Source organism: Pseudooceanicola sp. (assembly GCF_029213205.1).
In the GTDB taxonomy this organism is placed as follows: Bacteria; Pseudomonadota; Alphaproteobacteria; order Rhodobacterales; family Rhodobacteraceae; genus Pseudooceanicola.
Genome location: NZ_JARGNH010000024.1, coordinates 1 through 18,965, shown reverse-complemented (window position 1 = coordinate 18,965; position 18,965 = coordinate 1). Strand labels below are relative to the sequence as shown.

The window sequence follows — 18,965 nt, the reverse complement described above, 5'->3', positions numbered from 1 at the left end:
TTTCCTGCCACGCTCACCGGCGGGCTTTTTCGTTCGCGCAACTATATGTTGTGTTGAGCCGCAAATAAAGCCGGTTTCAAGCGGCTGGGCGGGATATGTGGCGCTACTGCCCTGCCTCGCCCTCGACCGGTTGGCCGAAAACGACGATCGCCGCGCCAAAAATCGCCAGCAGGCCAAAGGCAATGGCCCGTGCGCGCCGCCCGTCGCGCCAATCGCCCAGGGCGGCCAGACCCGCCTGCAGGGCGTAATAGGCGGCAAATGCGCGTGAGGCAAAGGTGATGATCTGGAACACATCCACCGCCCAGGTCTGTGCCAGCCCGACGGCGGTCAGCAGGGCATAGGCCAGCGCCGGGTGGATGCGGCCACGGGTCAGCTCGGCGATCAAACCGCCAGAGCCGCTGGTGTCGGCGACCGCAGCGCTGAATTGCGCCGCCAATGCCGCGACCACCAGCAGCGCCGGCAGGACCGGTGCGACGATCGCCATCATGTCGACAATCGCGGTTTCCGAAAACTGCAGCTGGTCCTTGCGAAACACATAGGCCAGCGCGACGATGTAGAACAGGTAGATCGCGCTCGACAACGACTGCGCCCAGCGCATCGACCGGATGCGCACCGCCGATTGGTAGGTCGCACCCAGATAGCGGCTGGTTTCAAAGCCCTGCACGGTGACCAGCAACCCCATCGTCAGGGTCAGCGCCGCCCAGCCGGTCAGTTCGGGCGGGTTGAACACCAGATCGCCCGACACCGCCTTGCCCGAGGCAAACAAACTGAGACCGACCAGCAGCGCCGCGATCACCGCCAGTTTCACCGCAACGGCGGAATATTCCATCCGCTCCAGCGCCGCAAAGCCCGAGGTCCAGCCGGTCACCAGGATGATCACGAACATCGCCGAGGTCACGATCCGTGCCGACAGGGCGGAATCCCAGGGTGTCAGGCTGACCGCGAAGGCGCCAAACAGGTTCAGGTAATAGGCGACCGAGATCATATAGGCGAAGGCCAGCATCGCCGAGGCGACGGTTTCGATCCGTTGGTCCAGCGCCGGGCGCGGGTCGTCGCCATCGCCGATGCGTGCAATATTGACCCGGACCGCGCCGCCATAGGCCCAGGCCAGCGCGCAGAGTGCCAGCATCGCCAGCGGTGCGAAATAGCCAAAGGATTTTTCCAGCACCGGACCAATGATCAGAAAGCCGCTGCCGATGATCGAGGCCAGCGGCGTCACCATCGCCCGCCAGGTCCGCCGGTTGCGCAGCCGGGGCCGCAGCAGCGCGATCCCGGTCAGCAGGGCGACCACAGCCAGGATCAGGTTCAGGGGGGCGTCGGGCATCGTCAACTCAGTCTTCAAAGCGCAGCGCGGCGCGGATCAGCTGACGCAGCTGCGTCTCATAGGCGGGGCTGCCGGGACGGGCGATGGCGGCCAGATGCAGGGTCTTTTCGGTCACGGCAAATCCGATCAGCGCCGCCATGAACAGGGCGGCACGGTCGGCGCGGCCAATCAGCCGTTCCAGCGGCTCTTGCAGGCGGGTCCGGTGCAGATCGCGCACCATCGGCCCGACCGTCTCGTCATGGGCATTGCTGGTGATCATCTGGATCAGCGAGGGGGCGGCGGCCCCACGCGGCGTCTGGCTGAACAGCGCGATCACATATTCCTCAAGCTGCGCCGGATCCGCAGGCAGGCTCAGCGCATCATAGCCGTGGTCCAGCGAGGCGGTGAACAGCCCGAGCTTGCTGCCGAAATGGCGCGCGATCAGCGCCACATCGACACCGGCGGCGGCGGAAATCGACCGCACCGACACATTTGAGTACCCCCGCGTCCAGAATTGGAGCCGGGCCTGCTGCAACAGTTTTTCGCCTGTGGTCATCGGTGTCATTGCGCCGTCTAGTTACGCGGCAGTAGAAGAAAGTCAACGTGTGTTGACAGCGCGGTCCGGGCACACTAGCTGGGTGTCAACAAACGTTGACATCATGTGGAGCCCCCATGTCCAACACAGCCCTGATCACCGGCGCCTCCTCAGGCATTGGCCGCGAAATGGCACGGATTCATGCCGCGCGTGGCGGCGACCTTATCCTTGTCGCCCGGCGCGAGGCGGAATTAAACGCGCTGAAGGCCGAGCTCGAGGCGGCGCATGGCATCGCCGCGCATGTCTTTGCCACCGATCTGGCCGTCGAGGGCGCTGCTGTGGCGCTCTACCTGACGGTCAAGACGGCGGGGCTCAAGGTCGATACCCTGATCAACAACGCCGGCTTTGGCGGTCATGGTCAACATATCGAGCGCGAGTTGAGCGCCGAACTGGGGATGAACGACGTCAACATCCGGGCGCTGATCAGCCTGACCCATGTGGTGGCGCGCGATATGGTCGCGACGGGCGCGGGCCGGATCCTCAACGTCGGATCGACTGCCGGGTTCCTGCCCGGTCCGAACCAGGCGGTCTATTTCGCCAGCAAGGCCTTCGTCAATTCGTTCAGCCAGGCGCTGGACGAAGAGCTGCGCGGCAAGGGCGTGACCTGCACCGTGCTGACGCCGGGCTATGTCGAGACCGAATTTGCCAAGGTCGCCGACATGGAGGGCACGATGATGGTCAAGGCGGGCGGCAAAAGCGCCAGGGTGACCGCGCAAAAGGGCTATGACGCGATGATGGCGGGCAAGCTGGTGGCGTTTGATCGCCCGATGCTCGGCTTTTTCCTGCGCTTCGTCACGCCGTTCGTGCCGCGGCGGATGCTGCTGAAGGTGTCGGGCAAGTCCCAGTCGAAATAGCGCGGGCATGCGAAAAGGGCGCGGGAAATTCTCCCGCGCCCTTTCGTTCGATACGCTGTTGGCAGGCTCAGAAGCCGAGGCCGGCGTATTTGTTCTTGAACTTCGAAACCCGGCCACCGGCATCGGTCAGGCGGGTGCCGCCACCAGTCCAGGCGGGGTGCACGGTCGGGTCAACGTCCAGTGCCAGCTGATCGCCCTCGGCGCCCCAGGTCGAGCGCATTTCGAGGATGGTGCCATCGGTCATTTTGACGTTGATGACGTGATATTCGGGATGGATATCCTTTTTCATCGCGCCGCTCCTTATGCCGTGGTTTTCGGTTTGTAATTGGTGACCTCGGCGATCCGGGCAGATTTGCCGCGACGCGCACGCAGGTAATAGAGCTTGGCCCGGCGGACACGGCCGCGGCGGACAACCTCGATGCTGTCGATATTGGTCGAATGCAGCGGGAACACCCGCTCGACGCCTTCGCCAAAGGAAATCTTGCGCACCGTGAACGATCCGGCAATGCCATGGCCGTTCTTGCGGCTGATGACGACGCCTTCGTAATTCTGGACGCGCGACCGGGTGCCTTCGGTCACTTTAAAGCCGACGCGCACGGTGTCGCCGGCCTTGAAATCGGGAATGTCCTTCCCGAGGGAGGCGACTTGTTCCGCCTCGAGTTGTGCGATCAGGTCCATTCGACCTTACTCCTAGCTGCTCGCGGTTGCTCCGCGAAGATGTGCGGGAATGAGAGCTCCTGGTCTTCTTTCGGGTCCGCCTTGGCGCCCGCCGGAGGTCATGCCTACTTGTCTGTTCATCTGCCTGTCCGATCCGCCGTCGGGGCCGAAGCAGCCCGAGACCTTGGCGAAATAAGACAGGTCCGGCGACTCGAACAAGCCCCGGACGGGCTGCGTATAGTGCTTTGTCGGGTGGCGCGCAAGCGCCGTGCCATGGGGTCAGACCCTAGCCCAGCTTGACCACCAGTCCCTGACCGGTGGGCAATTCCAGCACCCGCTGGCCACGGGCGCCCAGCCAGTCATCCTCGGCATGTTTTTGCGCCGCGTAACCGGTCCAGCCGTAATCGTCAAAGACAATGTAGCCGCCGGGCACCACCCGGTCATACAGCGCCTCAAGCGCGGCGATTTCCGAGGCGGCGGAATTCATGTCGATATGCAGGAATGCGATCTGGTCCGGGCAGGCCTCGGCAAAGCTGTCGGGCACGATGCCACGCACCAGCTGCACATTGGGCGTATCGGCAAAGCGCAGCCGGGCGATGTCATAGATGGTTTCCTTGCCGGCGGCGTTCATCTTTTCGATCGCCGCGTTTGAGCGGGCTTCGGAATTATAGGCCTCGGGAATGCCCTCGAACGTGTCGTAGAGATACATCCGCCGCCCGGTCTGAACGAAATCGACATAATCCGACACCACGCCCATGCTGAACCCGGTCAGCACCCCGCATTCGACGAAATCCCCCTTCAGCTTCAGCGCCTGACCGGCGGCCCAGCACAGGGTGTGCAGCCGCCAGCCCAGCGACGCCTCTTGCTTGGTGCGGCTATGGGCGCGCATCGCGTCCTTGAAGCGCGGATCTTGCAGGAACCCGGTGCTGCGTTGCAGGCCAATCAGGTTGTCATTGGCATAGACCGCGCCAAAGATGTCCTTGAACAGCGCCAGGGCGGCAATAAATTTTTCGCCGCGTCCGTCTTTGAAGTTTCCATAGAACATGTGGTGGCGATCCGTTGCACGATGTTGCTGTCATGCCTAGCGGGCGCCGTGCCATCGGTAAAGCCGGGTCTATTCGCCTCGCTTCAGCCGCGCCTGATAGGCGGCCCAGAGGTCGGGGCGCCGGGCGGCGGTGATCGCCTGCGCCTGGGCCTGGCGCCACTTGGCGATTTCGCCATGATGGCCGGACATCAGCACATCCGGGATGGCGCGGCCCTGCCATTCGGCAGGTTTGGTGAATTGCGGATGTTCCAGCAGCCCGTCGGCAAAGCTTTCTTCCTCGGTCGAGGCGGCATTGCCCAGCACCCCGGGCAGCAGCCGCACGGTGGCGTCGATCATCGCCTGTGCCGCGATTTCGCCGCCGGTCAGGACAAAATCGCCGAGGCTGACCTCTTGCACGTTGTACTGATCCAGCACCCGCTGATCGACGCCCTCGAAACGGCCGCAGATCATCGTGACGCCATCGGCGCGGGCCAGATTGCGGGCCATCGCCTGATCAAACCTTGCCCCGCGCGGCGACAGATAAATCAGCGGCGCCGCCCCCCGGCTGCGTGACTGCGCCTCGTCGATCGCCGCACCCAGGACATCGGCGCGCAGCACCATGCCGGCGCCGCCGCCAGCGGGGGTGTCATCGACGTTGCGGTGCTTGCCCAGACCAAAGTCGCGCAGATCAATGGCGTCGAGCTGCCAGAGCCCGTCCTGAAGCGCCTTGCCGGTCAGGCTTTCGCCTAGAACCCCGGGAAAAGCCTGCGGAAACAACGTGATAATCCGCGCGGTCCAGACCCCGGCCAGATTGGTGGGCTCATCCATCAGGCTTTGCGGTTTCAGGTTTTCGCGGATGGATTTGCGTCCATGCGATTTCGTCAGGCTCATGTTTGGGGTGCCTTTCGGCGCAGCCGCGCCTGTTTCAATTCGCGCCGTTGATCGCGGTTGGCGATGGTCCGGTTGATTTCCAGAAGGTCGTCCAATGCGTCGGGCCGCGCGGCGTTGCGGTGTTTGGCCGGGGTCAGCGTGGCACTGAGGGCCGGGTCGACACCGGCCTGCTGCAGCAGCGCGGCCACCGGATCATCGCTGCGTTCCAGCGGCAGGCAGGTGACCGGCAGCGGCGCGATCCGGGCCGCTACGGTTTCGGCGGCGGCGTTCAGATCGGCGGCCCCGGCCAGACGGGCGGAAAAGGTCGCGAGGTCGTCGGTCAGGGACGAGCTTTTCACATGTTCCCAATGCGCCGAGCGCAGCCAGCTTTCCGCGCTGCGGGTCGAATAGACCAAGCGGATCTCGGCGCGCGGAAACCGGCGCAGGATCGCGGCGGTCAAATCCGCCATCAGCTCCGGCGCGGCGCTGTAATCGTCGATGCCCGCCCGCCCCGGCATATGGCCGGAAAGTTCCTCTGCCGACAGGATCAGCGGGCGCTGTTTCAGTCCGCTCAGCCCGGCCACCAGGGTTTCCGCGCGGCTGGTAAATTTCGCCAGGGTCAGCGGGTCGCGCCAGGTCGAATAGCCACGTGCGGCGTGCAGCAGCGCGGTCAGCTGCGGTTTCAGCAGGACTTGCACATGTGCCGCCAGCCGCGGGTGATTGGCCTTGAGCGCCGCCTGAATGCTGGAGGTGCCGGTCTTGTGAAACCCGGCATGGATGACCACCCGCGGGATCACCGCGCGGCCTTTCGCACCTGCCGGACCAGAGTCTTTTTCTGTGCCCGGATCGCGGCCCAATCCTGATCCGACCGGTTCAGCGCCAGCAACTGGTTCAGCACCTCGGGCGGCATCGCGGTATTGGCGGGGGGCAGGCGGGCGAGGTTGGCGCGCAAGCCCGGATCGACCCCGGCCAGATCCAGCAGCGCGTCGAGCGGCCCCAGCGGCCTGGCGCCGATATCCTCAAGCCGGGCGCGATGCACCGACACCGGGTCCACGGCGGCGGCGATGCGATCAACCATCGCGTCAAGGTCGGCATGTGGCAACGCCCGCGCGGCATAGCTGTCCAGGTCGTCAGTGATCCGGGTGGCACGCAGATGCTGGGCATAGCAGCTTTTCACCCAAGGTCCGGCGGCGCGGGTGGTGAATAGAAAATCGATATCTGACGCACCGCCGCTTTCGCGGCCAATTTCGGCCAGCCCGGCCATCAGCCGCGGCGCGGCGGCATACTCATTCTGCCCGTGGCGGAATGGCATATGGCCGGAGAGATCCTCGCTCGACATCAGGACCGGGCGCGGATCGCTGCGCTCCAATCCGGTGAACACCCGCGCCGCTTCAAAGACGAACAAGGCCCATTCGACCTCGTCCATGGTCTGGGAATAGGCGCGGGCGGCCTCGGTCAGGCCGGGCATGTCGGCCTTGAGCATCACCCGGTAGGCCGGGGCGAGAGTCGCGCGATTGGCCTCCAGGGTCTGCTGGATGCTGCTGGTTCCGGTCTTGTGGAAACCCGCATGCACGATCAGCCGCATCAGAGCAGCCCCTCGGGCGGGTCGGCAACAATCCGGCCCCCAGCCAGATCGACGGTTGGCACACAGGCCAGCGTGAAGGGCAGGAAAAAGGTCTGCGAGCTGCCGGGCATCTGCACCTCAAGCAGGTCATCGGCGCCGTGATTCATCACCGCCTTGACCTGGCCGAGCTCGGTGCCGCCGGTGTCGCGCACCGTCAGGCCGATCAGATCGGCGTGGTAATATTCATCATCCGGCAATGCGGGCAGCCGGTCTCGCGGCACGAACAGGCGCATGCCTTTCAGCGCGTCGGCCTGTTCCTTGGTCGCGATGCCGCTGATCTGGGCGGCAAAGCCGTTTTTGATCACCCGGGTCAAGGTGATGGTAAAGCTCTTGGTGCCATCCTCAGAGGTCAGCGGGCCATAGTCGGCCACCGCCTCGGGCTCGGCGCAGAAACTTTTCAGCCGCACTTCGCCGCGAACCCCGAAGGATCCGGCGATGGCGCCGACGCAGACCAGTTCGCTCATTTTCCCCCCTTGCAGAGCAGGTCGGCCAGGACCCCGGCACGATCCACGCAACGCTCGGCCTCGCGGCTGTGTTCATACACCATGCCTGCGGCAAAGGCGATTGCGATCAGGATCAGGGTGCGCATGGGTCAGCTGGCTCTGGATGTCGAAATCGGAGCGCGGCCGGGGCCGCGATCCCGCCCGGCGCGCGCAGGCGCCAGGCTTTCCGGGGCGCGGAATCGGGGGGCGGTGCTGTCCCCCGATCCTGCGGCCCCGGTTTTGCAACCGATCCGATTACTCGGCGGCGGCCTCTTCGGCAGGTGCGTCTTCGGCAGGTGCGGCGGCTTTTGCTGCCTTGGCGGCGGCGCGTTCCTGTGCGGCCTTGCCCGGCTCACCTTTTTTCGGGTTCGAGCGGGTCTTCTTCTCGGTCACGCCGGCGGCTTCCAGCATCCGGGCAACCCGGTCGGTGGTCTGAGCGCCCTGGCCGAGCCAGTATTGCACCCGCTCGATGTCCATTTTCACCCGCTCTTCGCTGTCTTTGGGCAGCAAGGGATTGTAGGTGCCCAGCTTTTCGATGAAGCGACCGTCGCGCGGCATCCGGCTGTCGGCGGCAACGATGCGGTAGAAGGGGCGTTTCTTGGACCCGCCGCGGGCGAGACGAATTTTCATGGCCATTGGGTGTTCTCCTTTGAATGGCGGTTTCGGGGGGGATGATCCCCGCCCTAGGATTGGTGCTTCTGGTGATGCCGAATGACTTCGGCGATGATGAAGTTCAGGAATTCCTTGGCGAATTCCGGGTCCAAATCGGCCCGGACGGCCAAATCTTCTAGCCGGGCGATCTGCGCCGCTTCGCGGGTGGGATCTGACGGTGGAAGCTGGTGTTCGGCCTTGAGTTTCCCCACGGCCTGCGTGTGTTTGAAGCGCTCGCCCAGGGTATAGACGAGGATGGCATCCAGCCGGTCGATGCTCTGGCGGTGCTCTTTCAGCAGCGCGGCGGCCTGGGCGACCGGGTCGTTGGCAGAAGTGTCAGTCAAGGGCGTATCCCTCCGGTTGGTATTTCGGATCGCTGTAATGGGCGATTTCCAGGGCAATGCCGTCGGCCAGTTGGCTGTTGCGCAGCGCCGCTGGGGCGGGATGCCGGTAACAGATGTCATTGCCATCAACCGTCGCCGCCTCGGGGTCTTTTTTGGCGCCCAGCCGTTCGGCCAGACGGATCGAATCGAGGTTCTTCGGGTCGAGGTAGCTGACCGCGCCGGCCCAGCCCAAGGTGTCATAGAAATAGCGTCGGGCGGCATGGGTGGCCTCCAACGCGTAGCCGCGCCCTGCGGTTTCCGGCCAGATGATCCAGGCGATTTCGGCCTCGGGCCATTGCGCCGGTTTCCAGCCGCCGGCCATGCCCAGCGGTTTGTCGCTGCGCTTGTCGTGGATCATCCACATGCCATAGCCGCGGATCTGCCAATGGCCGATCTCGGCGGCATAGAGCATCCAGGTCTCATAGGGGTTCAGCGGCCCGCCCATGAACCGCGCCCGATACGAGGTGAAGGTCGATTTGAAATTCGGGTAATCGTCGGCCTCGGGGCCGCGCAGGACCAGGCGTTTGGTCTCGATCACCGGGATGGATTTATGCGGCATTGGCGGCGCCTCCGGTGCTGGCGGAGGGGCGGGTAAAGACGGGGGTCATGCGTAGGCCCCCATTCCGCCGTTTTCCAGATCATCCGGGCCGGGGTGGCGCCAGACCTGCAAATGGCCCAGCTTGGCGTGGTCAAAGCTGGATTCCAGCACCGCGCCGAGGCGGCTGGCGACGGCGGCAGAGCCGGTGTTGTCCGGGGCGACCAGGCTGATCGCGGTGGACCAGCCGAGCACGTCATAGGCATAGGCGCGGGCGGCGGCGGCGGCCTCGGTCGCATAGCCCTTGCCTTCGAACCCGTCGAACAGATCCCAGCCGATTTCCGGCTCGGGCCAGCCGACCGGGTTCCAGAGGCCGACGATGCCAACCGTCGCCCCGGTGGCGCTGAGGTCGACCATCCAGCGGCCATAGCCGCGCAGGGTCCAATGGCCGATTTCGGTGCCAAGCTGGCGCCAGGCCCCATCGGCATCCTTGGGGCCGCCGACGAAATGCGACCGCTCAGAGGCGTAAAAGGTGGTGATCGGCGCGACATCACTTGCGTCGGGGCCGCGCAGGGTCAGGCGTTCGGTTGTCAGCACGGGAATGGATGTCATGCCAACCCCTCCAGCAACTTGCGCCCGGCCTTGGTCTTGGGCAGGTGGCGCCAGATCCGCATGTCGCCGGTCATCTTGTGATGGAACACCCCTTCGGCCCGTGCGCCGAGCCGTTCGACCAGCGCACTGGAGCGGGCGTCGTGCTCTTGCACCAGAGAAATGCAGGAGGCCCAGCTCTTGTCGCGAAACAGCCAGTCAAGCACCCCGCGCGCGGCTTCGGAGGCATACCCCTTGCCGCCGGAGCCCTCCAGCAATTGCCAGCTGAGTTCCGGCTCTGGCCAGCCCTTGGGGAACCAGGGGCCGACCAGCCCGACATGGATGCCGGTCGCCTTTTCGATGACCGCGAAATGGCCATAGCCGCGCAAGTGCCAATGGCCGATGATGGTGGCAATCGACCACCAGACTGAATCCTCGTCCGGGTTTTGGTTGATGAAGCGGCGGGCGCCGGGCATCAGATAGGCCACGGTCGCGTCGAAATCCGGCGCGGCGGGGCAGACCAGGCGCAGCCGCTCGGTGGTGATCTCGGGATAGCTCAGGGGCGCTGGGCGCATCATTTCAGCGCCCGATACATGTTGCCGCCCCAAAGGGTCTTTTCGGGAAACAGCGCTTTGGCCGCCTTTTCGGACTCCTCCAGGCGGGCCATCAATTCAGGGCGGTTCAGGCCGTTGAACAACGGGTCGTCGATCCGGCTGCCTTTGGGCAGGCGGTGGCCCAGCTGCACCGCCGCGTCGATGGCGCTTGAGGCGCAGGACCAGGCACCGGTGTATTTGCCGTCGTTCAGCCCGAGGCAGCGCTCAGAGAGATCCGTGCCCGCAGCGCCGAAAAAGCTGTCGCGCGCGATGGTGTCGAGCATTTGCAGTCCGACATGTTCCTCGGGCAGGCATTTCGCAATCGCCACAAAGCTCGCGCCGTCGCGCGCACAGCTTTCCAGCGCGCGCGGATCGACCTCCTGCGCCAGCGCCAGCGCCGGCAAGGCCGACAGGCCGATCACCGAGAGATATGCCGCCGCAAGGTTCACTTCTTCTTCCCGAACCCGCTCAACCCCGGGGGCAGCGCGCCGCCACCACCCAGACCCGGCAAGCCACCGGGCATCTTGCCACCGGGCATCGTCCGGCCCATCTGCTTGGCCGCCGCTTCCAGCGCCTTGGGGTCCATCTGGGCCGGATCGGGCATGCCGCCGCCATCCTTGCCCATCATCCCCTTCATCGCCTGTTTCAGCATCCCGCCTTTGCCCATCTTGCCCATCTTCTTCATCATGTCCGCCATCTGGCGGTGCATCTTGATCAGACGGTTCAGATCCTGCACTTCCATCCCGGCGCCCTTGGCGATGCGCTTTTTGCGGCTGGCCTGTAGCAGGGCCGGATTGGCCCGTTCCTTCTTGGTCATCGACTGGATCAGGGCGATCTGATGCTTGATGGCGCTGTCATCGAACCCGGCGTCCTTGACCTGTTTGGTCATCTTGCCCATGCCGGGGAGCATGCCCATCACCCCCTCCATGCCGCCCATCTTGAGCATCTGGCCTAATTGTTCGCGCATGTCGTTCATGTTGAACTGGCCCTTGGCGAACCGTTTCATCATGCGTTCGGCCTGTTCGGCCTCGATGGTCTGCTGTGCTTTTTCGACCAGCGCCACGATGTCGCCCATGCCGAGGATACGGCCAGCGATGCGTTCGGGCTCGAAAGTCTCGATCGCCTCCATCTTCTCGCCGAGGCCGACAAAGCGGATCGGCTTGCCGGTGACGGCGCGCATCGACAGGGCGGCACCGCCGCGCCCGTCGCCATCCATCCGGGTCAGCACCACGCCGGTGACACCGATCTTGTCGTCGAATTCCTGTGCCACCTCGACCGCGACCTGACCGGTCAGCCCGTCGACCACCAGCAAGGTTTCGCGTGGGTTGACCACGTCGCGGACATCGGCGGCCTGCTGGATCAGCTCGGCGTCGATATGCAGCCGCCCGGCGGTGTCGAGCATATAGACATCATAACCGCCGAGGCTGGCCTGCGTCTTGGCCCGTTTGGCGATCTTGACCGGATCCTCGCCCTTGACGATCGGCAGGGTGTCAACGCCGATCTGCACGCCAAGGATCTGCAGTTGTTCCATCGCCGCCGGGCGGTTGACGTCGAGCGAGGCCATCAGCACCCGCTTGCCGTCCCGCTCTTTCAGCCGCTTGGCCAGCTTGGCGGTGGTTGTCGTCTTGCCCGAGCCTTGCAACCCGACCATCAGGATCGGTGCCGGGGCATTGTCGATCTTGAGCTTGCCGGGATCGCTGTCGCCGGTCAGCACATGCACCAGCTCGTCATGCACGATCTTGACGACCTGTTGGCCCGGTGAGATCGATTTGGTGATCGCCTGGCCGGTCGCCTTCTCCTGCACCGCCTTGATGAAGTCGCGCGCCACCGGCAGCGAGACATCGGCCTCAAGCAGTGCCACCCGGACCTCGCGCAGCGCGGTTTTCACATCATCGTCGGACAGGGCGCCCTGTTTGGTCAGCCGGTCAAAGACACCGGAAAGGCGTTCGGATAGGTTTTCAAACACGTTTCATGGCCCTTTCGCCGGTTCCCATATGCTCCGATTTAGGATCGAAGCGCACAATACGCAAATGCCCCCACGGGCGTAACACGCTGGTGGGGGGCGATCCCTGTTGATCAGAGACCGGAAGGTGTGACTCCTCCGGATGCTGCGGCTGCGTGTAAAAGCCTGTCGCGGGCGAGTCAAGCTTGGCGGGGTCTGACCATGGCAACGGGCCGCCTCAGCGGCTGGCTGTCAGCCAGGCATTGATCGCCTCGACAAGGCGCCGGGACCCGGGGCCGTTGGTATAGGCCGCGACAACGGGGATCGATCCGGCGCCGTTGCCGGTCAGGTTCAGGGCCGGGCGATAGGTGGTGATCTGATCATCGCCCCGGTCGTCCTCCACCACCGCCTCGCTCCGCTCGGCGAGATCACGCCGCGCGCTGGTCGAGGATCAGTTGCACCCGGCGGACAAAGACCGCAAAGGCGGCGATACGAGACCCTTGCACATTCGCACGCAACAGGCATTGATACGACTCTGAGTTTTCTAGCGCACAGAGTGGAGGGGCCATGGACAATTGGGATGAGATCCGCACCGCGTTTCACGTCGCCCGGCTGGGCACGGTATCCGGCGCTGCCGAAGCGCTGGGGGTGCACCATGCCACCGTCATTCGCCATGTTGATGCGCTGGAAACCCGGCTGGGGGTCAAACTGTTTCAGCGCCATGCCCGGGGCTATACCCCGACCGAGGCGGGCCAGGACCTGTTGCGGGTGGCGCAGGCCACCGACGATCAGTTCGGTCAGCTGGCGGGGCGGATCAAGGGCCGTGGCAATGCGGTGACCGGCGAATTGGTGATCACCACGCTCAGCGGGTTCAGCGAATTGCTGGTGCCGGCGCTGGCGGCGTTCCAGACCACCTATCCGGATGTGATCCTGCGCTATCTGACCTCGTCGCGGCTGTTCCGGCTGGAATATGGCGAGGCGCATGTGGCGATCCGGGCGGGCAGCCCGCCACAGCAGCCCGACAATGTGGTGCAGCAATTCATGCAGCTGGATTGGTCGATCTACGCCAGCCCCGATTACATCGCCCGTCACGGCCAGCCGGAAACCGAGTCCGAGGTGACGCAGCATCGCTTTGTCGGCTCGGATGACCCGGCCAGCCGGGCGCCGTTTTCCAAATGGCTGCGCGACAGCGTGCCGGCACGGCAGATCGTGTTCCGGTCGGGCGATGACCTGGCGGTGAAACAGGCGGTGTTGTCGGGGATTGGCCTCGGCTTTCTGCGCCGCGATCTGGCGGCGCATAACCCCGAGTTGATCGAGGTGCATCCGGCGATCGCGGATTGGCAGAGCCGATTGTGGCTGGTCACCCATATGGATCTGCACCGCACCACCAAGGTGCAGGCGTTCCTGACCTTTCTGAAGGACTGGTTCAAGATGGATCATCCGGCGTGAGAGCCCGCGCCTCTCGAGTCCGGCGGCCGATGCAAGGCCATGTCGCGATGCTGGCCTTTTCGGTGCTGGTGGCGGGGTCGTTTTCGCTCGGCGCGCTGGCGGCGCCGCATGTCTCGCCCTCGGCGATGAATGCGGTGCGGTTCCTGATTGCAGCGATCATCGTCGGCAGCGTTGCCGCGGCCACCACCGGGATCCCGCGCAGTGCTCTGCGCGCGCCCTGGCGCTATCCGCTGCTGGGTGGCATTTTCGCAATCTATTTCGTGCTGATGTTCGAGGGGCTGAAAACCGCCTCGGCGGTGTCAACCTCGGCGGTGTTCACCCTGACCCCGGTGATGTCGGCGCTGGCGGGCTGGGTCCTGCTGCGCCAGATCACCACGCCCCGGATGGCGCTGGCGCTGGCGATTGGCGCGGCGGGGGCGCTATGGGTGATCTTTCGCGCCGATCTGAACGCCCTGCTGCAGATGCAGATCGGCCGCGGCGAGGCGATTTTCTTCTGGGGCTGTCTGGCGCATGCGATCTATACGCCGCTGGTGGCCAAGCTGAACCGGGGCGAGCCGCCGGTGGTGTTCACTTTTGGCACATTGGTGGCGGGCTGGCTGGTGCTGAGCGCCTATGCCTGGCCGGATATCCTGAGCACCGATTGGATGGCGCTGCCGCCGATCGTCTGGATCACCTTGGCCTATGTCTCGGTCATTGCCAGCGCCACGACCTTTACCCTGTTGCAATTCGCCACCCTGCATCTGCCCTCGGCCAAGGTGATGGCCTATACCTATTTCACCCCGACCTGGGTGATTGTCTGGGAAATCGCGCTGGGCCACGAGGTGCCGCCGCTGCTGGTGCTCAGCGGGGTCGGGCTGACCATCGTGGCGTTGGTGCTGTTGCTAAAGGATGAGGGCTAGGCGCCCGGCAAGCGCGCCCGGCAGGGGCGCGCTTCTACCGGTGCTGCGACTGGTCGGGTTCGGATCAGGACAAGGATGGCATGCTGCTGACCGGGGCGATGGCGGTGGCCGTCAGCGCGGGCCGGATGTTCAGCGGTCCCAGCATCAGGAACATCGCCAGACAGACCAGCGACAGCGGCGCCAGCAGGCTTATCCGCAGGCGGATGCCGAACAGCCCGTCCAATGCCAGATGGATCAAGCGCAGCGGCAGCAGCGCCATCAGGGCAAAGGGGCTGACGAACATCAGCACTGCGAAGGGCAGGCCGATCAGGCTCTGTGCGGCGGCGGTCGCCAACGCATATCCGACAGTGGTTGGCAGCAACAGGGCGCAGACCGCAAACAACAACAGAATACTGTCCAGAATGTCGGTGCCCCGGCCGGTCTTCGCCTGGCGCGGGGCCTCGGACTTGCGGCGGTATTGGGCGAATCGACAGGCTGCGTGGTCGCGCATCGAGATGTTGCCGAACATCGGCGCTGCCGGTTGCTCGGTCGGGCACGTCGGTGCGGGGGTGGTTGGCGCAGTGTATTGAAGCGCTGGGCGAGGTTGCGAGGCCGACGCCGGGGCGCCGTTGAGGTCGCCATGCGGCGCAAGGGGGGAGGATGTGGTCATGAGACCGGGATATCGGCGGAATAGGGCGGCATTCGGGCAAGGCGCGGGCAATTTCGGGACTCGTGATTATTCCATCACGCTCTCATCTGTGTCGAGGCCCGGGTCGGCGTCCAGCGTCAGCTCGGCCGCCAGGAAGCGTTCGAAATCATCCAGGTTTACCGGCTCGAATTGGCCGAACCCCTGCATCCAGACCGAGGCGGCATGCAGCCCGCCCGGCTCCAGCTTGCACCAGGTGATCCGGCCACGCTTGTCCTGGCTGATCAGCCCGGCGCGGGTCAGGATACCCAGATGCTTGGATACGGCGGCCAGCGACATCTCGAACGGCTCAGCAACATCGGTGACCGCCATGTCATCCTCAAGCAGCATGGCGAGGATGCGCCGCCGCGTCGGGTCGGCAAGGGCCGAAAAGACCTGATCGAGATCGCGTGTCATCGCCCCCATAAGCCGTGCGACGCCGGGGCGGTCAAGGTCGGGCGTGTAATCGTTCAACTGGACGGTTGAATGAGCCGGGCAGGGGGTGCGATGGGCCGACGCCCGGTTTTGGCGCTCGGAGAAGACACGGGGCATCTAAGTTTACCAATTGAAAACAAATGCTTGGTTGGTGGCGGGCGGGATTTCCCGGCCGCTTGACTCAGGCCCCGATGGCGCATAGCAACAGCGCGGATGTCCGAAGGGGTGTTTCGGTGGCCGAACCTGACCAAAAGGAGCGCATGGCGCAGCTTGAGGAGCGGTTGGCGGTGGCGCGCAAGGCGCAGGAACCGGGCCCTCGCAAGGACGAGCATTATTCCCAGGCCAATATCGCCTGGCGGATGGTGACCGAGCTGGTGGCCGGTCTCGGGATCGGGGCGGTGCTGGGTTACGGGCTGGATATTTTGGCGGGAACGCTGCCCTGGGGGCTGATCGTGTTCACGTTCATCGGCTTCGCGGCCGGGATCAAGACAATGCTGCGCACCGCGCAAGAGGTGCAGGCAAAACAAATGGCCGAACAGGCCGAACGAGATAAAGAGGGCTGACATGGCGACGGAAGCGCAGGGCGAAGCGGCGGCACACGGGGCAGAGGGCGGTCTCGCCTTTCACCCGATGGATCAGTTCATCGTGAAACCGCTCTTTCAGGCGTATGATAATGTCGTGGCTCTGGGTGAACCCGGCTCCGGGGGGGAAGGGCTTACAGGGCTGACGGAGAGCGGGCATGAAGTCGCTCTCACTGCCAAGCAGGCGCTGGAGGTCGAGGCTGGAGGCTCAGTCGCGATCAATCTTTTCGAGGCCGGCATTCAACAGGTCCACTGGTACACGATCACCAATGTGACCCTGTGGATGGCGATCACGGTTCTGGCCATTGTCGTGCTGCTGATCCTCGGCACCTCGAAACGCGCCACGATCCCGAACCGGACCCAGTCGGTTGCGGAACTGGCCTATGGCTTTGTCTACAAGATGATCGAGGATGTGACCGGCAAGGACGGGATCAAGTATTTCCCCTATGTCATGACGCTGTTCATGTTCATCGTCTTTGCCAATTTCCTTGGCCTGCTGCCGATGGCCTTTACCACCACCAGCCATATCGCGGTGACTGCGGTGCTGGCCTTTGCGGTGTTCTTTACCGTCACCATCCTTGGGTTCGTCAAGAACGGTGCGCATTTCCTGGAATTGTTCTGGGTGAAATCGGCGCCGCTGGCGCTGCGTCCGGTGCTGGCGATCATCGAACTGATCTCTTATTTCGTGCGGCCCGTCAGCCATTCGGTGCGTCTGGCCGGCAACATGATGGCCGGTCACGCCGTGATCAAGGTGTTCGCAGGCTTTGCCGCAATCGCCGCCATCGCGCCGCTGTCGGTGGTCGCCGTCGCCGCGATGTACGGGCTTGAGGTGCTGGTGTCGTTCATCCAGGCCTACGTCTTTACCATTCTGACCTGCGTGTATCTGAAGGATGCGCTGCACCCGTCGCACTAAGGTCGTGCGTGGCAAGCGCGCAGCCTACCGCTTAACCCGGGCGTTCGCGCTCATCATCTGAAATCACCAATTACCAAACTAAGGAGAGTATCATGGAAGGCGATCTGGCACATATCGGCGCAGGCCTCGCAGCAATCGGTTCCGGCGCAGCCGCAATCGGTGTGGGTAACGTTGCGGGCAACTTCCTGTCCGGCGCCCTGCGCAACCCGTCGGCGGCTGCCTCGCAGACCGCAACGCTGTTCATCGGTATCGCATTCGCCGAGGCCCTGGGCATCTTTGCCTTCCTCGTCGCCCTGCTGCTGATGTTCGCCGTCTGATCCAGGCTCTCCATCCTTACACGCGGATGGGGGTCTGAAGCGGCCCTCATCCGTGGTAACATTGGGTTCCCAGGAGGATCACATGGCTACTGAAACGCATGGTGCCGTGGCAGAGGCTGCGGATCACGCTGCGTCGGGCGCGGGGATGCCGCAGCTCGATTTCGCGCATTTCCCCAACCAGATCTTCTGGCTGGTCGTCACGCTTGTCGTGATCTACCTGATCCTGAACCGGGTGGCGCTGCCGCGCATCGGTGCAGTTCTGGCACATCGGGCGAGCACGATCACCAACGACATTGCCGCCGCCAATGATCTGAAGCGTAAGGCCGAAGAAGCCGAGCAGGCCTATGACAAGGCGCTGGCCGATGCCCGCGTCGAAGCGGGCCGGATCGCTGCCGAGGCCAAGGCCGAAATCCAGGCCGATCTGAACGCCGCCATCGCCAAGGCGGACACCCAGATTTCCGTCAAGACTGCGGAAGGCGAAAAAGCGATTGCCGAGATTCGCGCCGGGGCCGTCGACGGCATCCGGGCCGTGGCCAAGGACGTCGCTGCCGAACTGGTCACCACACTCGGCTTCAAGGCCGACAAGGGCACCATCGACGGCGCTGTCGAAGACCGGGTCAAGGGGTAGGGATATGCGCAAGACTTTCACCATCTCAACCCTTGCCGCGCTGGCCGCCAGCCCGGCGGCCGCCGCAACCGGCCCGTTCTTTTCGCTGCACAACACCAATTTCGTGGTGCTGCTGGCGTTCATCCTGTTCATCGGGACACTGGTCTACTTCAAGGTTCCCGGCTTGCTGGGGGGCATGCTGGACAAGCGCGCCGATGGCATCCGTTCGGAACTGGAAGAGGCGCGCAAGCTGCGGGACGAGGCGCAGTCGCTGCTGGCCAGCTACGAGCGCAAGCAGAAAGAGGTGCAGGCGCAGGCGGATCGCATCGTCGAAACCGCCAGGGCCGAGGCCAATTCTGCCGCCGATCAGGCCAAGGTCGATCTCGAAGCTTCGATCATGCGGCGTCTGGCTGCGGCGGACGATCAGATCACCTCGGCCCAGACTGCGGCAGAGAACGAGGTGCGCGACCAGGCCGCCAGTGTCGCCATCGCGGTGGCGCGCGAGGTCATCGCCAAAGAGATCAGCGCGGCCCAGGCCAACAAGCTGATCGACGAGGCGATCACCCAGGCGGGCAGCAAGCTGCACTGAATTTGCGCCCCTGGACAGACAGGAAGAGCCCGGCCAATGTGCCGGGCTTTTTCGTGACGCCTGGCGGCGCAGTTGCGGGGGGCTGTCTGCCCCCCGTCCGGGCCGAGGCCCGGACTCCCCCCGAGGATATTTTGGACCAGAGGAAGCGGGGGCGCGGCGCCTTGTGGTCAATGCCGCCAGCGGAAGGCCTGACGGAGGACCTCCGGCCCATTCCGGGCGAGCGGCGCGCCATCAGCAAGGGCCGGGCCCGCCGGGCGGCAGATGAACAGGAGCGTGCCGCTGTCATGCTGAAAGAACACCAGTTCGGGCGTCTGCTGGTCGATCTCAACCGCCCAGCCCGGCGGGCGTCGGCATTGCCTAAAGCGTCCCGCCTTTAACCTGCGACATATCCGGCAGCAGTGAAGTAATTC

The 18,965-nt window shown here is 64.5% G+C and carries 29 protein-coding genes; 8 read left to right on the top strand and 21 right to left on the bottom strand.

The genetic code is table 11. The features are described from left to right. Window positions 1-103: 103 nt before the first annotated feature. Both P1U48_RS15035 and P1U48_RS15030 read right to left on the bottom strand, forming a co-directional pair. Window positions 104-1,324, bottom strand: coding sequence for a hypothetical protein (locus P1U48_RS15035; RefSeq protein WP_301070006.1), 1,221 nt, complete (start codon window positions 1,322-1,324; stop codon window positions 104-106). A gap of 7 nt (window positions 1,325-1,331) precedes the next feature. After that, the gene (locus P1U48_RS15030; protein ID WP_301070005.1) at window positions 1,332-1,859 is read right to left on the bottom strand and encodes a TetR/AcrR family transcriptional regulator; all 528 of its coding nucleotides are present in this window, start codon (window positions 1,857-1,859) and stop codon (window positions 1,332-1,334) included. A 116-nt stretch (window positions 1,860-1,975) separates the two neighbouring features. Here P1U48_RS15030 and P1U48_RS15025 point away from each other — a divergent pair, with 116 nt between their 5' ends. After that, window positions 1,976-2,752, top strand: coding sequence for an SDR family oxidoreductase (locus P1U48_RS15025; RefSeq protein ID WP_301070004.1), 777 nt, complete (start codon window positions 1,976-1,978; stop codon window positions 2,750-2,752). A 67-nt stretch (window positions 2,753-2,819) separates the two neighbouring features. On the opposite strand, the gene rpmE is transcribed toward P1U48_RS15025, so the two are convergent. The 16 genes from rpmE to P1U48_RS14945 form a co-directional block, all read right to left on the bottom strand. Continuing rightward, window positions 2,820-3,041, bottom strand: coding sequence for a 50S ribosomal protein L31 (gene rpmE, locus P1U48_RS15020; protein WP_301070003.1), 222 nt, complete (start codon window positions 3,039-3,041; stop codon window positions 2,820-2,822). 11 nt (window positions 3,042-3,052) lie between these two features. After that, the gene (gene rplS, locus P1U48_RS15015) at window positions 3,053-3,430 is read right to left on the bottom strand and encodes a 50S ribosomal protein L19 (protein ID WP_301070002.1); all 378 of its coding nucleotides are present in this window, start codon (window positions 3,428-3,430) and stop codon (window positions 3,053-3,055) included. Between the two features lie 265 nt (window positions 3,431-3,695). Further along, window positions 3,696-4,454, bottom strand: a complete 759-nt coding sequence (locus tag P1U48_RS15010; protein WP_301070001.1) for a TylF/MycF/NovP-related O-methyltransferase — start codon at window positions 4,452-4,454, stop codon at window positions 3,696-3,698. Window positions 4,455-4,523: 69 nt separating this feature from the next. Beyond that, window positions 4,524-5,324 carry a tRNA (guanosine(37)-N1)-methyltransferase TrmD gene (trmD, locus tag P1U48_RS15005; RefSeq protein ID WP_301070000.1) on the bottom strand — a complete coding sequence of 267 codons (801 nt, stop codon included), beginning with the start codon at window positions 5,322-5,324 and terminating at the stop codon, window positions 4,524-4,526. Next, window positions 5,321-6,100 (bottom strand): sulfotransferase, encoded by a 780-nt coding sequence (locus P1U48_RS15000; RefSeq protein ID WP_301069999.1) that lies wholly within the window; start codon window positions 6,098-6,100, stop codon window positions 5,321-5,323. The genes trmD and P1U48_RS15000 overlap by 4 nt, the downstream gene beginning before the upstream one ends. Beyond that, window positions 6,097-6,888, bottom strand: a complete 792-nt coding sequence (locus P1U48_RS14995; RefSeq protein ID WP_301069998.1) for a hypothetical protein — start codon at window positions 6,886-6,888, stop codon at window positions 6,097-6,099. Before P1U48_RS14995 ends, P1U48_RS15000 begins: the two co-directional genes overlap by 4 nt. Beyond that, the gene (rimM, locus tag P1U48_RS14990) at window positions 6,888-7,391 is read right to left on the bottom strand and encodes a ribosome maturation factor RimM (RefSeq protein ID WP_301069997.1); all 504 of its coding nucleotides are present in this window, start codon (window positions 7,389-7,391) and stop codon (window positions 6,888-6,890) included. The genes P1U48_RS14995 and rimM overlap by 1 nt, the downstream gene beginning before the upstream one ends. Beyond that, complete coding sequence (locus tag P1U48_RS14985) at window positions 7,388-7,516, bottom strand: hypothetical protein (RefSeq protein ID WP_301069996.1); 129 nt, start codon at window positions 7,514-7,516, stop codon at window positions 7,388-7,390. The genes rimM and P1U48_RS14985 overlap by 4 nt, the downstream gene beginning before the upstream one ends. A gap of 148 nt (window positions 7,517-7,664) precedes the next feature. Continuing rightward, window positions 7,665-8,045, bottom strand: a complete 381-nt coding sequence (gene rpsP / locus P1U48_RS14980; protein ID WP_301069995.1) for a 30S ribosomal protein S16 — start codon at window positions 8,043-8,045, stop codon at window positions 7,665-7,667. Between the two features lie 47 nt (window positions 8,046-8,092). Then, window positions 8,093-8,404, bottom strand: a complete 312-nt coding sequence (locus tag P1U48_RS14975; RefSeq protein WP_301069994.1) for a chorismate mutase — start codon at window positions 8,402-8,404, stop codon at window positions 8,093-8,095. Further along, entirely contained in the window at window positions 8,397-9,002 is a 606-nt protein-coding gene (locus tag P1U48_RS14970) for a GNAT family N-acetyltransferase (protein ID WP_301069993.1), read from the bottom strand. The genes P1U48_RS14975 and P1U48_RS14970 overlap by 8 nt, the downstream gene beginning before the upstream one ends. A 45-nt stretch (window positions 9,003-9,047) precedes the next feature. Next, a complete protein-coding gene (locus P1U48_RS14965) occupies window positions 9,048-9,590 on the bottom strand; it encodes a GNAT family N-acetyltransferase (protein WP_301069992.1) in 543 nt (180 codons plus the stop codon). Continuing rightward, window positions 9,587-10,141 carry a GNAT family N-acetyltransferase gene (locus tag P1U48_RS14960; protein WP_301069991.1) on the bottom strand — a complete coding sequence of 185 codons (555 nt, stop codon included), beginning with the start codon at window positions 10,139-10,141 and terminating at the stop codon, window positions 9,587-9,589. Before P1U48_RS14960 ends, P1U48_RS14965 begins: the two co-directional genes overlap by 4 nt. Next, window positions 10,141-10,608: a hypothetical protein gene (locus P1U48_RS14955; RefSeq protein WP_301069990.1), complete on the bottom strand. Its 468-nt coding sequence runs from the start codon at window positions 10,606-10,608 to the stop codon at window positions 10,141-10,143. Before P1U48_RS14955 ends, P1U48_RS14960 begins: the two co-directional genes overlap by 1 nt. Beyond that, window positions 10,605-12,125, bottom strand: coding sequence for a signal recognition particle protein (gene ffh / locus P1U48_RS14950; RefSeq protein ID WP_301069989.1), 1,521 nt, complete (start codon window positions 12,123-12,125; stop codon window positions 10,605-10,607). The genes P1U48_RS14955 and ffh overlap by 4 nt, the downstream gene beginning before the upstream one ends. 214 nt (window positions 12,126-12,339) lie before the next feature. Then, window positions 12,340-12,507 (bottom strand): hypothetical protein, encoded by a 168-nt coding sequence (locus P1U48_RS14945; protein ID WP_301069988.1) that lies wholly within the window; start codon window positions 12,505-12,507, stop codon window positions 12,340-12,342. 161 nt (window positions 12,508-12,668) lie between these two features. Here P1U48_RS14945 and P1U48_RS14940 point away from each other — a divergent pair, with 161 nt between their 5' ends. Together P1U48_RS14940 and P1U48_RS14935 are read left to right on the top strand one after the other, a co-directional pair. Beyond that, the gene (locus P1U48_RS14940; protein ID WP_301069987.1) at window positions 12,669-13,550 is read left to right on the top strand and encodes a LysR family transcriptional regulator; all 882 of its coding nucleotides are present in this window, start codon (window positions 12,669-12,671) and stop codon (window positions 13,548-13,550) included. Between the two features lie 29 nt (window positions 13,551-13,579). Further along, window positions 13,580-14,449 carry a DMT family transporter gene (locus P1U48_RS14935; protein WP_301069986.1) on the top strand — a complete coding sequence of 290 codons (870 nt, stop codon included), beginning with the start codon at window positions 13,580-13,582 and terminating at the stop codon, window positions 14,447-14,449. Window positions 14,450-14,513: 64 nt separating this feature from the next. On the opposite strand, the gene P1U48_RS14930 is transcribed toward P1U48_RS14935, so the two are convergent. Next, a complete protein-coding gene (locus P1U48_RS14930; RefSeq protein WP_301069985.1) occupies window positions 14,514-14,957 on the bottom strand; it encodes a hypothetical protein in 444 nt (147 codons plus the stop codon). A 207-nt stretch (window positions 14,958-15,164) separates the two neighbouring features. Then, on the bottom strand, window positions 15,165-15,530 hold the full coding sequence (locus tag P1U48_RS14925; protein ID WP_301069984.1) for a metalloregulator ArsR/SmtB family transcription factor: 366 nt from the start codon (window positions 15,528-15,530) through the stop codon (window positions 15,165-15,167). Window positions 15,531-15,781: 251 nt separating this feature from the next. On the opposite strand from P1U48_RS14925, the gene P1U48_RS14920 reads away from it, so the two are divergent. From P1U48_RS14920 to P1U48_RS14900, 5 genes are all read left to right on the top strand, one after another. Further along, window positions 15,782-16,111, top strand: a complete 330-nt coding sequence (locus tag P1U48_RS14920) for an AtpZ/AtpI family protein (RefSeq protein WP_301069983.1) — start codon at window positions 15,782-15,784, stop codon at window positions 16,109-16,111. 1 nt (window position 16,112) lies between these two features. Then, window positions 16,113-17,042 carry a F0F1 ATP synthase subunit A gene (locus tag P1U48_RS14915; RefSeq protein WP_301069982.1) on the top strand — a complete coding sequence of 310 codons (930 nt, stop codon included), beginning with the start codon at window positions 16,113-16,115 and terminating at the stop codon, window positions 17,040-17,042. Between the two features lie 92 nt (window positions 17,043-17,134). After that, a complete protein-coding gene (locus P1U48_RS14910; protein WP_301069981.1) occupies window positions 17,135-17,359 on the top strand; it encodes a F0F1 ATP synthase subunit C in 225 nt (74 codons plus the stop codon). 82 nt (window positions 17,360-17,441) lie between these two features. Continuing rightward, complete coding sequence (locus P1U48_RS14905) at window positions 17,442-17,987, top strand: F0F1 ATP synthase subunit B' (protein ID WP_301069980.1); 546 nt, start codon at window positions 17,442-17,444, stop codon at window positions 17,985-17,987. Window positions 17,988-17,991: 4 nt separating this feature from the next. Then, window positions 17,992-18,555, top strand: a complete 564-nt coding sequence (locus tag P1U48_RS14900) for a F0F1 ATP synthase subunit B (protein ID WP_301069979.1) — start codon at window positions 17,992-17,994, stop codon at window positions 18,553-18,555. Between the two features lie 167 nt (window positions 18,556-18,722). On the opposite strand, the gene P1U48_RS14895 is transcribed toward P1U48_RS14900, so the two are convergent. Next, on the bottom strand, window positions 18,723-18,965 hold a 243-nt coding region (locus P1U48_RS14895; RefSeq protein ID WP_301069978.1), incomplete at its 5' end, for a hypothetical protein.

What these genes read in the sequence shown, in the direction of transcription:
- rplS (WP_301070002.1), bottom strand. Translation starts at nt 3,430, where the DNA reads ATGGACCTGATCGCACAACTCGAGGCGGAACAAGTCGCCTCCCTCGGG.
- P1U48_RS14960 (WP_301069991.1), bottom strand. Translation starts at nt 10,141, where the DNA reads ATGCGCCCAGCGCCCCTGAGCTATCCCGAGATCACCACCGAGCGGCTG.
- P1U48_RS14910 (WP_301069981.1), top strand. Translation starts at nt 17,135, where the DNA reads ATGGAAGGCGATCTGGCACATATCGGCGCAGGCCTCGCAGCAATCGGT.
- P1U48_RS14940 (WP_301069987.1), top strand. Translation starts at nt 12,669, where the DNA reads ATGGACAATTGGGATGAGATCCGCACCGCGTTTCACGTCGCCCGGCTG.
- rpmE (WP_301070003.1), bottom strand. Translation starts at nt 3,041, where the DNA reads ATGAAAAAGGATATCCATCCCGAATATCACGTCATCAACGTCAAAATG.
- P1U48_RS14905 (WP_301069980.1), top strand. Translation starts at nt 17,442, where the DNA reads ATGGCTACTGAAACGCATGGTGCCGTGGCAGAGGCTGCGGATCACGCT.
- P1U48_RS15030 (WP_301070005.1), bottom strand. Translation starts at nt 1,859, where the DNA reads ATGACCACAGGCGAAAAACTGTTGCAGCAGGCCCGGCTCCAATTCTGG.
- P1U48_RS14995 (WP_301069998.1), bottom strand. Translation starts at nt 6,888, where the DNA reads ATGCGGCTGATCGTGCATGCGGGTTTCCACAAGACCGGAACCAGCAGC.
- P1U48_RS15025 (WP_301070004.1), top strand. Translation starts at nt 1,976, where the DNA reads ATGTCCAACACAGCCCTGATCACCGGCGCCTCCTCAGGCATTGGCCGC.
- P1U48_RS14930 (WP_301069985.1), bottom strand. Translation starts at nt 14,957, where the DNA reads ATGTTCGGCAACATCTCGATGCGCGACCACGCAGCCTGTCGATTCGCC.
- P1U48_RS14935 (WP_301069986.1), top strand. Translation starts at nt 13,580, where the DNA reads ATGCAAGGCCATGTCGCGATGCTGGCCTTTTCGGTGCTGGTGGCGGGG.
- P1U48_RS14985 (WP_301069996.1), bottom strand. Translation starts at nt 7,516, where the DNA reads ATGCGCACCCTGATCCTGATCGCAATCGCCTTTGCCGCAGGCATGGTG.
- P1U48_RS14900 (WP_301069979.1), top strand. Translation starts at nt 17,992, where the DNA reads ATGCGCAAGACTTTCACCATCTCAACCCTTGCCGCGCTGGCCGCCAGC.
- P1U48_RS14925 (WP_301069984.1), bottom strand. Translation starts at nt 15,530, where the DNA reads ATGACACGCGATCTCGATCAGGTCTTTTCGGCCCTTGCCGACCCGACG.
- rimM (WP_301069997.1), bottom strand. Translation starts at nt 7,391, where the DNA reads ATGAGCGAACTGGTCTGCGTCGGCGCCATCGCCGGATCCTTCGGGGTT.
- P1U48_RS14915 (WP_301069982.1), top strand. Translation starts at nt 16,113, where the DNA reads ATGGCGACGGAAGCGCAGGGCGAAGCGGCGGCACACGGGGCAGAGGGC.
- P1U48_RS14965 (WP_301069992.1), bottom strand. Translation starts at nt 9,590, where the DNA reads ATGACATCCATTCCCGTGCTGACAACCGAACGCCTGACCCTGCGCGGC.
- P1U48_RS14970 (WP_301069993.1), bottom strand. Translation starts at nt 9,002, where the DNA reads ATGCCGCATAAATCCATCCCGGTGATCGAGACCAAACGCCTGGTCCTG.
- rpsP (WP_301069995.1), bottom strand. Translation starts at nt 8,045, where the DNA reads ATGGCCATGAAAATTCGTCTCGCCCGCGGCGGGTCCAAGAAACGCCCC.
- trmD (WP_301070000.1), bottom strand. Translation starts at nt 5,324, where the DNA reads ATGAGCCTGACGAAATCGCATGGACGCAAATCCATCCGCGAAAACCTG.
- P1U48_RS15010 (WP_301070001.1), bottom strand. Translation starts at nt 4,454, where the DNA reads ATGTTCTATGGAAACTTCAAAGACGGACGCGGCGAAAAATTTATTGCC.
- P1U48_RS15035 (WP_301070006.1), bottom strand. Translation starts at nt 1,324, where the DNA reads ATGCCCGACGCCCCCCTGAACCTGATCCTGGCTGTGGTCGCCCTGCTG.